13 protein-coding genes are annotated in these 12139 nt (G+C 65.7%); 7 read left to right on the top strand and 6 right to left on the bottom strand.

The annotated features are described in order from the left end of the window. The first annotated feature begins 275 nt into the window (after positions 1-275). The 7 genes from sciP to F8237_RS21330 all read left to right on the top strand — a co-directional run bounded on the left by sciP (position 276) and on the right by F8237_RS21330 (position 7398). Positions 276-551, top strand: a complete 276-nt coding sequence (gene sciP, locus F8237_RS21360) for a CtrA inhibitor SciP (protein WP_002714638.1) — start codon at positions 276-278, stop codon at positions 549-551. Between the two features lie 193 nt (positions 552-744). Next, positions 745-2361 (top strand): flagellar basal-body MS-ring/collar protein FliF, encoded by a 1617-nt coding sequence (fliF, locus tag F8237_RS21355; protein ID WP_151647650.1) that lies wholly within the window; start codon positions 745-747, stop codon positions 2359-2361. 54 nt (positions 2362-2415) lie between these two features. Beyond that, on the top strand, positions 2416-3513 hold the full coding sequence (gene fliG, locus F8237_RS21350; RefSeq protein WP_151647648.1) for a flagellar motor switch protein FliG: 1098 nt from the start codon (positions 2416-2418) through the stop codon (positions 3511-3513). After that, positions 3513-4136: a FliH/SctL family protein gene (locus F8237_RS21345; RefSeq protein WP_151647646.1), complete on the top strand. Its 624-nt coding sequence runs from the start codon at positions 3513-3515 to the stop codon at positions 4134-4136. Before fliG ends, F8237_RS21345 begins: the two co-directional genes overlap by 1 nt. Before the next feature lie 3 nt (positions 4137-4139). After that, complete coding sequence (gene fliN, locus F8237_RS21340) at positions 4140-4490, top strand: flagellar motor switch protein FliN (RefSeq protein WP_014439921.1); 351 nt, start codon at positions 4140-4142, stop codon at positions 4488-4490. A 58-nt stretch (positions 4491-4548) separates the two neighbouring features. After that, entirely contained in the window at positions 4549-5934 is a 1386-nt protein-coding gene (gene flbD, locus F8237_RS21335) for a sigma-54-dependent transcriptional regulator FlbD (protein WP_151647644.1), read from the top strand. Between the two features lie 315 nt (positions 5935-6249). Continuing rightward, positions 6250-7398 carry a M20 family metallopeptidase gene (locus F8237_RS21330; protein WP_151647642.1) on the top strand — a complete coding sequence of 383 codons (1149 nt, stop codon included), beginning with the start codon at positions 6250-6252 and terminating at the stop codon, positions 7396-7398. Positions 7399-7445: 47 nt separating this feature from the next. Here the strand turns inward: F8237_RS21330 and F8237_RS36415 are convergent, their stop codons facing one another. From F8237_RS36415 to F8237_RS21305, 6 genes are all read right to left on the bottom strand, one after another. Continuing rightward, positions 7446-7601 carry a hypothetical protein gene (locus F8237_RS36415; protein ID WP_167527484.1) on the bottom strand — a complete coding sequence of 52 codons (156 nt, stop codon included), beginning with the start codon at positions 7599-7601 and terminating at the stop codon, positions 7446-7448. Between the two features lie 87 nt (positions 7602-7688). After that, positions 7689-8270, bottom strand: coding sequence for a flavin reductase family protein (locus tag F8237_RS21325; RefSeq protein ID WP_151647640.1), 582 nt, complete (start codon positions 8268-8270; stop codon positions 7689-7691). 31 nt (positions 8271-8301) lie between these two features. Then, on the bottom strand, positions 8302-9150 hold the full coding sequence (locus tag F8237_RS21320; RefSeq protein ID WP_151647639.1) for an ATP-binding cassette domain-containing protein: 849 nt from the start codon (positions 9148-9150) through the stop codon (positions 8302-8304). 20 nt (positions 9151-9170) lie between these two features. Further along, complete coding sequence (ssuC, locus tag F8237_RS21315) at positions 9171-9977, bottom strand: aliphatic sulfonate ABC transporter permease SsuC (protein ID WP_151647637.1); 807 nt, start codon at positions 9975-9977, stop codon at positions 9171-9173. Beyond that, on the bottom strand, positions 9974-11140 hold the full coding sequence (gene ssuD / locus F8237_RS21310; protein ID WP_151647635.1) for an FMNH2-dependent alkanesulfonate monooxygenase: 1167 nt from the start codon (positions 11138-11140) through the stop codon (positions 9974-9976). The genes ssuC and ssuD overlap by 4 nt, the downstream gene beginning before the upstream one ends. 8 nt (positions 11141-11148) lie before the next feature. Continuing rightward, positions 11149-12111 (bottom strand): sulfonate ABC transporter substrate-binding protein, encoded by a 963-nt coding sequence (locus F8237_RS21305; RefSeq protein ID WP_151647633.1) that lies wholly within the window; start codon positions 12109-12111, stop codon positions 11149-11151. Between the last annotated feature and the right edge of the window lie 28 nt (positions 12112-12139).

Below are 12139 nucleotides of genomic sequence, written 5' to 3'. Positions count from 1 at the left end.
GGTCTCATCGATAAATTTCGCGGTATGGGTCCCGGCGTTCGCCGGGACGACAGTCGAGCGCCTAGCGTGCCCCCTCGCAGGCCTCTGTTCTTTAGTAAAGTATTTAGGAAGACCCCCTCGACCGGCCTGGACACAACCGTTCCGCCGGCCGGGACGGCTGTGTTCCAGCCATTTTCAAGGAGAATTGTATTGATGCCTTAGGCTTAGCGGATTTTTAAGCCCGCACGCGTAGGGTTACGGCGTGAGTTCAGTGGTTGAGAGTTTGTGAGTACGCCATGACAGAACCCCATCGCCCGAGGGTAAAATACGTCATCGGGCCGGACGGCAGTCCGCTGACGATTGCAGACTTGCCCGCACCCGGCACCAAACGCTGGGTGATCCGCCGCAAGGCCGAAGTCGTCGCCGCTGTGCGTGGCGGGCTTCTCTCCCTCGAGGAGGCCTGCAGCCGTTACACCCTGACGGTCGACGAATTCCTTTCCTGGCAGTTTTCCATCGACCAGCACGGTCTGGCGGGTCTTCGCACCACCCGCATCCAGCAATATCGCCAGTAAGCGATCCGGAAATCTGCGGCTTTTGACGAAAATCGGCCTCGCCCCGCGAGGCCGATTTTTTTCATGTTTGCTTTTCGGGCGACTTTTGTCCGACCTCTTAACCTTCGTTAACCATATCGAAACCATCACCTAGGCAATAATTGCCCAGTCGGCCCCTTCCAGTGAAAGCGGCCGAATCTGTTGGGGCGGTTGCTTGCAAGGTCTTGCGGACTTTCTGAAGGGTATCGGCGCCGCCCGGTTCGGGGCGATGATCGCGGTCACCGCCGCGCTCATCGGCTTTTTCGCGTTCGTCATCATGCGGGTGACCACGCCGCAGATGACGACGCTGTTCACCGACCTCAGCGTCGAGGATTCCTCGGGCATCATCAAGGACCTGGAACGCCAGGGCATCCAGTTCGAGCTGCGCAATGAAGGCAGCATCATCATGGTGCCCAAGGACAAGGTCACGCGGCTGCGGATGAAGCTCGCCGAGGGCGGCCTGCCCAAGGGCGGCGGCGTCGGCTATGAAGTGTTCGACAAGTCGGACGCCCTCGGCACCACCTCTTTCGTCCAGAATATCAATCACTTGCGCGCGCTGGAAGGCGAACTCGCCCGCACCATCCGCGCCATCGACCGGATCCAGGCCGCCCGCGTCCATCTGGTGCTGCCCGAGCGTCCGCTGTTCTCGCGCGAGGCGCCGGAGCCGTCGGCCTCGATCGTGGTCCGGGTCCGCGGCGCGCTGGAAGCCCAGCAGATCCGCGCCATCCGCCATCTGGTCGCCTCCGCCGTCAACGGGCTGAAGCCGCAGCGGGTCTCGATCGTCGACGAGGCCGGCCAGCTGCTCGCCGACGGCGCCCAGACCGATCCGGAGCAGGCGATCGGAGAAGAGCGCCGCGTCGCCTTCGAGAAGCGGATCCGCAAGCAGGTCGAGGACATCGTCTCCTCCGTGGTCGGCACGGGCCGCGCCCGCGTGCAGCTCTCGGCCGATTTCGACTTCAACAAGGTCACCCAGACCTCGGACAAGTTCGATCCCGAGGGCCGTGTGCTGCGCTCGAGCCAGACCCGCGAAGAACAGAGCCAGACCGCCGACAGCAACGGCCAGGTCACCGTCAACAACGAGCTGCCCGGCAACCAGCAGAACGGCGGCGCGGCGGCGAAGGACCAGAGCAAGAAGACCGAAGAGACCAACAATTACGAGATCTCCCGCACCACCAAGACCGAGGTGACCGAGGCCGGCCGGGTCAACCGCATCTCGGTCGCGGTGCTGGTCGACGGCATCTACACCAAGAACGACAAGGGCGAGCTCGCCTACACCGACCGCACCAAGGAACAGCTCGACCGCATCGCCACGCTGGTACGCTCGGCGATCGGCTTCGACCAGAAGCGCGGCGACCAGGTCGAGGTCGTGAATTTGCGCTTTGCCGACGCCCCCTCCACCGCTCCGATCACCGAGCCCGCCGGCTTCCTCGGCATGCTGCAGTTCACCAAGGACGACGTCATGTACTTCGTCGAGCTCGGCGTGATGATGCTGCTCGGCCTGGTCGTGCTGTTCCTGGTGATCCGGCCGCTGGTCAAGCGCATCCTGGCGTCCGACGAGGTCGCCGCCGCCATCTCCGGCGTTCTGACCGGCCCCTCCGCGAGCGACGAGGCCGCGCCGGCCGGCAGCGGCCAGCAGCTGCTGCCGAACGGCGCGTCAGCCGCGATCGACGTCGCCACCGTCCAGGGCCAGGTCCACGCCCAGTCCGTTCATCGCGTCGGCGAGCTCGCCGAGCGCAACCCCAACGAAACCGTCGCCATCATCCGCCAATGGCTGGCCGAACCAGCCAAATAGTCCGCCAAGTAACTCGCCAAGTAACCTGCCAAGTGAATCAAGAAGTGATCTGACATGGCCGCCAACGCGCAGAACGCCAACTCCAACGACATCACCAGCGTGATCTCCACGCTGGGTCAGCGCGCCGGCGACCGCGCCAAGAACGGCAAGGGAACCGAGCCATTGTCCGGACCGCGGCGCGCCGCAATCCTGATGCTGGCGCTGGGCGAGCAATATGGCGGCAAGATCTGGGGCCTGCTCGACGACGAAGAAGTCCGCCAGCTCTCGCTGGAAATGTCGACGCTCGGCACCGTCGAGGTCGATACCGTCGAGGACATGCTGCTCGAATTCGTCTCGCGCATGTCGGCCTCGGGCGCGCTGATGGGCAATTTCGACGCCACCGAGCGGCTGCTGCAGCAGTACCTGCCGCCGGAGCGCGTCAACGGCATCATGGACGAGATCCGCGGCCCGGCCGGCCGCAACATGTGGGAGAAGCTCTCCAACGTGCAGGAAGAGGTCCTCGCCAACTATCTCAAGAACGAATACCCGCAGACCATCGCGGTGGTGCTGTCGAAGCTGAAGTCGGAGCACGCCGCCCGCGTGCTCGGCATCCTGCCCGAGGAGCTCGCGCTCGACGTCATCAACCGCATGCTGAAGATGGAAGCGGTGCAGAAGGAGGTGATCGAGAGCGTGGAGAAGACGCTGCGCACCGAATTCATGTCCAATTTGTCGCAGACCCGCCGCCGGGACGCCCACGAGGTGATGGCGGAAATCTTCAACAATTTCGACCGCCAGACCGAAACCCGCTTCATCACCTCGCTGGAAGAGGACAATCGCGAATCAGCCGAGCGCATCAAGGCGCTGATGTTCACCTTCGACGACCTGGTGAAGCTCGATTCCGGTTCGGCCCAGACCCTGATGCGCAACGTCGACAAGGACAAGCTCGGCGTCGCGCTCAAGAGCGCCAACGAGGACGTCCGCAACTTCTTCTTCGGCAACATGTCCTCGCGCGCGGCCAAGATGCTGCAGGACGACATGGCGGCGCTGGGCCCGGTCCGCCTGCGCGACGTCGACGAAGCCCAGGCGCTGCTGGTCAACCTCGCCAAGGATCTCGCCGCCAAGGGCGAGATCATGCTGACCAAGAACCGCGCCGACGACGAGCTGGTGTATTGATGGCCGCTCCGGCAAAATTCCTGTTCGATACCGACTTCGCGGCGCCCGAGCGCTCGCCGCATGAGAAGGCGGCGACCGCGGCCGAGATCGCCCAGAAGGTCGCGGAAGCCGAGGCGCGCGCCTACCAGGACGGCTTTGCCGCCGGCCAGCGCGAGGCCAAGGCCGAGAGCGATCGCCGCGTTGCGCTCGCCTTGGAAGAAATCAACATCGGCATCAGGGGCATCGCCTCGGGCATCGGCAATATCGAGTCCAAGATGGAGACCGAGGCGGTCGACGTCGCGGTGGCCGTGGCGCGCAAGCTGTGCGCCGATCTGGTCGCCGCCGAGCCGCTCGGCGAGGTCATGGCGCTGGTCAAGGACTGCTTCTCGCATCTGGTCGCGACGCCGCATCTGGTCGTCCGCATCAACGACGCGCTCTACGACAGCGCGCGGGAGAAGATCGAGCGGCTCGCCAAGCAGAGCGGCTTCGAGAGCCGGCTGGTGATCCTGGCCGAACCTGAAATTGCCACCGGCGACTGCCGGATCGAATGGGCCGATGGCGGCGTCGTGCTGGAGCGCGGCGCCATCGCGGCCAAGATCGACGAAATGGTCGGACGCTATGTCGCGTCCCGCAGGGGGAACTAAGCCATGAGCGACACCGACGGACAGGTCCCGCTGCCCGATCTCAACGGCCCGCTGCCGCCCACCGGCACCGATGTCGGCTACACCGAGGACGAATATGCGGCGCGCGCCGCCGCCGACCTCGAGGCCGTGTTCGACGTTCCCGTGCAGGTCTCGGCCGTGCTCGGCCGCTCCAAGATGGACGTCGGCGAGCTCTTGAAGCTCGGGCCCGGCACCGTGCTCGAGCTCGACCGGCGCGTCGGCGAAGCCATCGACATCTACGTCAACAACAAGCTGGTCGCCCGCGGCGAAGTCGTCCTGGTGGAAGACAAGCTCGGCGTGACCATGACCGAAATCATCAAGACCGAACGCAGCTAGCACTTGCGACTGCAAGGAATGACGCGCGGCAGCGCGACCAGACGGACAGGAGACTGACATGCGGCTTCTCATCGTTGGCACATTGAAGGGCCAGCTCACAACCGCCACCAAGATCGCGATGGAGAACGGCGCCACCGTGACCCACGCCGAGGATCTCGAGCAGGCGATGCGGGTGCTGCGCGGCGGCAAGGGCGCCGACCTGCTGCTGGTCGACGTTGCCCTCGACATCCGCGACCTCGTGATGCGGCTCGAGGCCGAGCACATCCACGCCCCGATCGTCGCCTGCGGCATCACCAACGACGCCCGCGCCGCGGTCGCCGCGATCCACGCCGGCGCCAAGGAATACATCCCGCTGCCGCCGGATCCGGAGCTGATCGCCGCGGTGCTGGCCGCCGTCGCCAACGATTCCCGCGAGCTGGTCTATCGCGACGAGGCGATGGCGAAGGTCGTGAAGCTCGCCCAGCAGATCGCAGGCTCCGACGCCTCGGTGATGATCACCGGCGAGTCCGGCACCGGCAAGGAAGTGCTGGCCCGCTACGTCCACACCCGCTCGGCGCGCGCCAAGCGCCCGTTCATCTCGATCAACTGCGCCGCGATCCCCGAGCATCTGCTCGAATCCGAGCTGTTCGGCCACGAGAAGGGCGCCTTCACCGGCGCGATCGCCCGCCGCATCGGCAAGTTCGAGGAAGCGACCGGCGGCACGCTGCTGCTCGACGAAATCTCGGAGATGGACGTTCGCCTGCAATCGAAACTGCTCCGCGCCATCCAGGAGCGCGTGATCGATCGCGTCGGCGGCACCAAGCCGGTCCCGGTCGACATCCGCATCATCGCGACCTCGAACCGCAATCTGGTGGACGCCGTGCGCGAAGGCACGTTCCGCGAGGATCTGCTGTTCCGCCTCAACGTCGTGAATTTGAAGATCCCGCCGCTGCGCGAGCGTCCCCTCGACATCCTCGAGCTCGCCCAGCATTTCGTGAAGAAATACGCCGAGGCCAACGGCGTGCCGTTGCGCCCGATCTCGGCGGAAGCGCGGCGCGTGCTCTCCAGCAACCGCTGGCAGGGCAACGTCCGCGAGCTCGAGAACACCATGCACCGCGCGGTGCTGATGGCGCAGGGCGACGAGATCGGACCCGATGCCATCCTGACGCCGGACGGCGACCGCCTGGACCTCGCCAAGACCGTGCCGGCCGTGGCGCATGCCACGATGGCCGCCGAGCAGGTGACGCGGGCGCTGGTGGGGCGCACCGTCGCCGACGTCGAACGCGACCTGATCCTGGAGACGCTGAAGCACTGCCTCGGCAACCGCACCCACGCCGCCAACATCCTCGGCATCTCGATCCGCACGCTGCGCAACAAGCTCAACGAATATTCCGACGGCGGCATCCCGATCACGCCCGCCGGCACGCCCGGCGAATATCCGCGGATGCCGATGGTGGGGGCGTAGGCGGCACTCCGACGGTTAGAGAATGTAGATGCCCGGGCCTAGCCCGGGCATCTTTCTTGGCGGGCGACTACGCCCATGCCTACCCGTCATCCTGAGGCGCGACGTATGCGATGCGAACGCATCGCGTGCGGAGCCTCGAAGGATGAACGGCCACCGGTGCGGCCGGACCGTCGCCCTTCGAGGGCCGCTGAAGAAGCGGCCACCTCAGGGTGACGGTGAACGACGTACTGAGCGCAGGGCCGCACCGCGTTCTTCGACTAGGTCGCGACTGCCCGACGCCCTATAACCCCGCGTGAAAACCACGCGAGGAACCACATGTCTCAAGCTCAAATCACGGACTGGCTGGCGTCACAGCGACAGGCGATGATCGACCTGCTGCGCGACGTCGTGAACATCGATTCCGGGTCTTATGACAAGGAGGGCGTCGATGCGGTCGGTGCGCGGTTCGAGCGGCATTTTGCCGAGCACGGCATTCCGTTCCGGCGCGAGAGCGATGCCAATTTCGGCGATGCGATCCATGCCGACGTGGCAAAGCCCGGCAGCAACGAGAAGCCGGTCTTGCTGATGGGACATCGCGACACCGTGTTCGGCAAGGGCGAGGCCGGGCGGCGCCCGTTCACGATCAAGGACGGTCGTGCCTACGGACCCGGCGTCGCCGACATGAAGTCCGGCCTCGTCATGAACGTGTTCGTGGCAACGGCCTTCCACAAGTTCGGCGGCAGCCCGCATCCGATCAAGCTGCTGATCACCTCCGACGAGGAAATCGGCTCGCCCTCCTCCCGCCCGGTGATCGAGCGCGAGGGGCGCGCCGCCCGCGCCGTGTTCAATTCGGAACCGGGCCGCCCCACAGGCAACATCGTCACCGGCCGCAAGGGCGGCATCTTCATGCATTTTGCCATCACCGGCAAAGCCGCGCATTCCGGCGCCAATTTCGCCGCGGGCGTCAGCGCGATCGGCGAGCTCGCGCACAAGATCGTCCAGATCCATGCGCTGACCGATCTCGACAAGGGCATCACGCTCAATGTCGGCCTCGTCTCGGGCGGTCAGTCCGTCAACACCACGGCGCCTTACGCGGAAGGGCAGATCGACCTGCGCTATGTCGATCCGTCGGATCGCGCTCGGATCATGGCCGCGATCGAAAAGATCATCGCGACGCCTTACGTGCCGGGCACCAGCGCGACGCTGACGATCAAGGGCGAGTTCGTGCCAGTGGTGCAAAGCGAGGCCTCGAAGACGCTGTTCGAGGGCTATCAGGCCGCCGCAAAGCAGGTCGGCCTCACCACGCTGCAGGGCGAATTCTCCGGCGGCTGCGCCGATTCCGGTTTCACCGCAGCGGTCGGCACGCCGACGATCTGCGGCCTCGGCCCGGTCGGCGGGCTCGCGCACACGCCGGAGGAATATCTGGAGATCGACAGCATCGTGCCGCGCGCTCAGGCGCTGGCGCTGGCGATCTTGCGGGGGTGAATGCAGCGCACTCCGTCAAGCCCGGCCATGACGACTTGAGATAGCCGTCACGAATAACTCGGTGCGTCGGGCTTGCGGAAGATGTGGATGGGGTCGCCCGGCACGATCGGCTGGCCGCTGAACATCGCATAGGCGTAGAGCGCGAGGTAGGCGATCGCCAGCGCGCTGACGGCGTAGAAGGCCCATGTCGCGACGCGCTTCATCGTTCCGCTCCATTGCGCATCCCGGTGGGACGGCTCAGGGCGCTTCTAGAGCGATGAGACCGAAAAGGCCAGCCTGCGCGGCGGCGATCAAACGCCGCGTCGTACGCTCGCGGGAACGCTGACGTCCGCAAGCCTGGCGGCGTCCTCATCCTGGTCGACCGCCACGTACTGACCATGCCAATAGGCCAGCGCGGCGTGGCGGGTGGAATTTTTGACGTCCCTGACGCGGCCGATGACGATGCCGTGCGAATGGCGCTCGACGATCTCCTCGACCTCGCAATCGACGGCGGACAAGGCGCCGACCAGCAGCGGAACGCCCGAGACCGACGTCACCCACTGGCTGCCTGCAAAGCGATCGGCGCCCTTCAGGCCGCCCTTGCCGGCAAAGCGTTCGGCGATTTCGAGCTGGTCGGCCGCGAGAATGTTGACGCCGAAGGCGCCGCAACGCCGGATCAGCGGGAAGGACGAGGCGTCACGGTTGATGCCGACCAACAGCGTCGGCGGATCGACCGAAAGCGAGGTCACCGAGGTCACCGTCATGCCGGTGATGTCCTTGCCCCGTCCGGCGGTGATGACGCTGACCCCGCCGGTGAGATGGCGCATGGCGCCGCGAAAATCGGCGGACGAGACGGGAATTTCGGTCATGAGATCGCGAGGCACTACATTCATGGCATGGTCCCCGAAACGGGGTTCCTTCTATTTAGGTACGATCGTCCGCCGACAAAAGGTGGCTCAGGATCGAGCCTTCGAGACCGGCGAGCTCGGCCGAGCCGCGCTCCCGCGGCCGGGCCAAATTAACCGTAACATCGTGGGCGATCCGGCCCTCGTCGATCACCAGCACCCGGTCCGCCAGCGCCACCGCCTCGGCGACGTCGTGGGTCACCAGGATCGCGGTAAAGCCCTGGTCGCGCCAGACCCGCTCCAGCAGGCGCTGCATCGAGATCCGGGTCAGCGCGTCCAGCGCGCCGAGCGGCTCGTCGAAGGCCAGCACGCGCGGATTGGACACCAGCGCGCGGGCAAGCGCGACGCGCTGTTTCTGGCCACCCGACAGCACCGAGGGCCACTGGTCGCGCTTGTCGGTCAGCCCGACCTCGGCAAGCGCCTTCTCGGCGCGGGCGTCCGCATCGCTGGACGAGCGATCGCGGCCGAGACCGACCTCGACATTGGAGAGCACCGGCGCCCAGGGCAGCAGCCGCGGCTCCTGGAACATCACGCGGATATCCTCGGGTTTGACCGCCGCATCACCGAAACTGATGCTGCCGGCGTCGATCTTTTCCAGGCCCGCGATCAGGCGCAGCAGCGTGCTCTTGCCGCAACCGCTCTTGCCCACGATCGCGACGAACTGGCCGGCGGGAATGTGCAGGTCGATGCCGCGCAGCACCTCGTTGTCGCCGTAGGATTTGCGCAAGCCGCGGATGCTGAGCGGCAGGCCGCTAGTCTGCACTTGTCGTTCCTGGCGCTCCTCGCGCACGACACGGGCCGCTGGTGCGAAACTGGCGCGGCTTGCGAGCTCGGTCTCAGGGAGGGAGGTACGGAGAGCTGTCTGCATGTGATTCCCGGTATTTCTGCTCAGCGTTTCTGGAAGGCGGGGTGCCAGGAGAGCGTCGCCCGCTCCAGCACGCGGGAGGCGCTGTCGGCGAGCTTGCCGAGCAGGGCGTAGATCAGGATCGAGAGCACGACGACGTCGATCAGCATGAACTCGCGCGCCTGCATCGCCATGTAGCCGAGGCCCGAGGACGCCGCGATGGTCTCGGCGACGATCAGGGTCAGCCACATGATGCCGAGCGCGAAGCGGATTCCGACGAAGATCGACGGCAGCGCGCCCGGGAAGATCACGCGGCGGAACAGCTCGGCGTCGGTCATGCCGTAGATCCGGCCCATCTCGATCAGCTGCGGATCGACGGTGCGGATGCCGTGCAGCGTGTTGAGGTAGATCGGGAAGAAGACGCCGAGCGCGACCAGGAACAGCTTGGCGCTTTCGTCGATGCCGAACCACAGGATGACCAGCGGGATCAGCGCCAGATGCGGCACGTTGCGCACCATCTGCAGCGTGGTATCGGTGAGCTTGGCCGAAAGCTGCGACAGGCCATTCGCCAGACCGAAGGCGAAGCCGATGCCGCCGCCGATCAGGAAGCCGATCGAGGCGCGCCAGAACGAGACCCAGATGTTGCGGACGAGCTCGCCGGAGAGCAGCAGCTTCCAGCCCGCGAGCACGACGTCGCTCGGCGCCGGCAGCACCCGTGTCGGCACGAATCCGGTGACGCTGGCGACCTGCCAGATCGCGATGATGGCGAGCGGCAGGATCCACTGGATCAGGCCGTCGACACGCGGCAAACGGAAGCTGCGCGGAAGCGAAACGCTGTCGATCAGGCTCATGACTCGGACACCCGCTGCTGCGGACGGAAATCGCGGCCGACCGTTTCACCAAAGGGACCGCCATTGAAGTGCAGCTTGGTCACGTTGCTTGAATGCTCCAGCGAGAGCAGCGGGAACACCAGCTCGGCAAAGCGATAGGCTTCCTCCAGATGCGGGTAGCCCGACATGATGAAGGTATCGATACCGAGATCCTGATACTCCTTGATGCGGGCCGCGACGGTTTCGGCGTCGCCGACCAGCGCCGTGCCGGCGCCGCCGCGCACGAGGCCGACACCGGCCCACAGGTTCGGCGCGATCTCGAGCTTGTCGCGCTTGCCGCCATGAAGCTGCGCCATGCGCTGCTGGCCGACCGAATCCATGCGGGCAAAGTTCTTCTGCGCCAGCGCGATGGTGTCGTCGCTGACATGCTTGATCAGCTCGTTCGCGGCCCGCCAGGCCGCGTCATTGGTCTCGCGGACGATCACATGCAGGCGGATGCCGAAGGAGAGCTTGCGGCCGCGCGCGCTGGCGACCGCCTTCACCTTGGCGATCTTCTCGGCCACCAGAGCCGGCGGCTCGCCCCAGGTGAGATATTTGTCGACGGTGTCGACCGCGACGTCGATGCCGGCATCCGACGAGCCGCCGAAATAGAGCGGCGGACGCGGCGACTGCACCGGGTGAAACAGCAGCTTGCCGCCCTCGACGTGGATGTGCTTGCCCTCGACATTGACGGCCTTGCCGGCGAGGAGGTCGCTATAGACGTTGAGGAACTCGCGGGTGACCTCGTAACGCTCGTCGTGATTGAGGAAGATGCCGTCGCCCTTGTTCTCGACGGGATCGCCGCCGGTGACGACGTTGACGAGCAGCCGGCCGTTCGTAATGCGATCGAGCGTCGACGTCATGCGCGCGGCGACGCTCGGCGATTGCAGGCCGGGGCGAACGGCGACGAGATAGCGCAGCCCCTCGGTGAACGGCGCGACCGAGGAGGCGACGATCCAGGAATCCTCGCACGACCGCCCGGTCGGCAGCAGCACACCGAAATAGCCGAGCTGGTCGGCCGCCTGCGCGACCTGGCGCAGATAGTTGAAGTTGACCTCGCGGCCGCCGATGCCGGTGCCGAGATAGCGACCGTCGCCGTGGGTCGGCAGGAACCAGAGGATGTTGGCGTTGCTTGGCTTACTCATAATCTTGCTCACGAACCGGGTTTCCAAGCCACGTCGGAAATCCTGATGGATTTGGGAATGAGGCTCAGCGCGAAGAACGCGTCCGCAACCTGCTGCTGGTCGGCGATGACAGCGTCGGTGATCGGCTTGATGCCGTAGGACTGCCGCTTCAGCGCCACCTCGACCACCGGGACGGGAAGACCGATCGCCGGCGCCAGTTGCTCGGCGACGGCATGGATGTCGCCCTTGGCCCAATCGTCGACCGCGCTGAGCTCCGACAGAACGGCATCGACGATCTTCGGGTTGGCTTCGAGGAATTTCTTCGAGAAGAAATAGAACTGGTAGTTGGCGACGATCCCGGTGCCGTCCGCGAGCGTGCGCGCACCGGTGGCCGCTTCCGCCGCGGCCTGGAACGGATCCCAGATCACCCAGGCATCGACTGCGCCACGCTCGGAGGCTGCGCGCGCATCGGCGGGCGCGAGGAACACCGGCTCGATCTCGGAGTATTTGACGCCCGCCTTCTCCAGCGCCTTGACCAGGAGATAATGGACGTTGGAGCCCTTGTTCAGCGCGACCTTCTTGCCCTTGAGCTCGGCGACCGATCTCAGCGGGCTGTCCTTCGGCACCAGGATCGCCTCGCCCTTCGGCGCCGGCGGCTCATAGGCGACATACTGGATCGGCGCGCCGGCGGCCTGCGCGAAGATCGGCGGGGCCTCGCCGGTGGTGCCGAAATCGATCGCGCCGACATTGAGCGCTTCGAGCAGCGGCGGACCGGAGGGGAATTCGGTCCACACCACCTTGTAGCCGTCGGCGGCGAGCTTCGGCTCCAGCGTGCCCTTGCTCTTGAGCAGCACCAGCTTGCCGTATTTCTGGTAGCCGATGCGGACCACCTTGTCCTGCTTGTCCTGGCCGTACGAAGTGCCGATCGCGGCGGCGACGATGCCGATCGACAGCACGATGGCTGCGATCACGCGCTGAATGATACGCCTCATGTTCAAACCCTTGTGCGTGGGAAGGCTG

This window comes from Bradyrhizobium betae (assembly GCF_008932115.1).
Lineage (GTDB): Bacteria > Pseudomonadota > Alphaproteobacteria > Rhizobiales > Xanthobacteraceae > Bradyrhizobium > Bradyrhizobium betae.
Note: the sequence above shows the minus strand (reverse complement) of the source record. Positions and strands in the feature narration are given on the sequence as shown.

What these genes read in the sequence shown, in the direction of transcription:
- sciP (WP_002714638.1), top strand. Translation starts at nt 276, where the DNA reads ATGACAGAACCCCATCGCCCGAGGGTAAAATACGTCATCGGGCCGGAC.
- fliG (WP_151647648.1), top strand. Translation starts at nt 2,416, where the DNA reads ATGGCCGCCAACGCGCAGAACGCCAACTCCAACGACATCACCAGCGTG.
- F8237_RS21345 (WP_151647646.1), top strand. Translation starts at nt 3,513, where the DNA reads ATGGCCGCTCCGGCAAAATTCCTGTTCGATACCGACTTCGCGGCGCCC.
- fliN (WP_014439921.1), top strand. Translation starts at nt 4,140, where the DNA reads ATGAGCGACACCGACGGACAGGTCCCGCTGCCCGATCTCAACGGCCCG.
- flbD (WP_151647644.1), top strand. Translation starts at nt 4,549, where the DNA reads ATGCGGCTTCTCATCGTTGGCACATTGAAGGGCCAGCTCACAACCGCC.
- F8237_RS21330 (WP_151647642.1), top strand. Translation starts at nt 6,250, where the DNA reads ATGTCTCAAGCTCAAATCACGGACTGGCTGGCGTCACAGCGACAGGCG.
- F8237_RS36415 (WP_167527484.1), bottom strand. Translation starts at nt 7,601, where the DNA reads ATGAAGCGCGTCGCGACATGGGCCTTCTACGCCGTCAGCGCGCTGGCG.
- F8237_RS21325 (WP_151647640.1), bottom strand. Translation starts at nt 8,270, where the DNA reads ATGAATGTAGTGCCTCGCGATCTCATGACCGAAATTCCCGTCTCGTCC.
- F8237_RS21320 (WP_151647639.1), bottom strand. Translation starts at nt 9,150, where the DNA reads ATGCAGACAGCTCTCCGTACCTCCCTCCCTGAGACCGAGCTCGCAAGC.
- ssuC (WP_151647637.1), bottom strand. Translation starts at nt 9,977, where the DNA reads ATGAGCCTGATCGACAGCGTTTCGCTTCCGCGCAGCTTCCGTTTGCCG.
- ssuD (WP_151647635.1), bottom strand. Translation starts at nt 11,140, where the DNA reads ATGAGTAAGCCAAGCAACGCCAACATCCTCTGGTTCCTGCCGACCCAC.
- F8237_RS21305 (WP_151647633.1), bottom strand. Translation starts at nt 12,111, where the DNA reads ATGAGGCGTATCATTCAGCGCGTGATCGCAGCCATCGTGCTGTCGATC.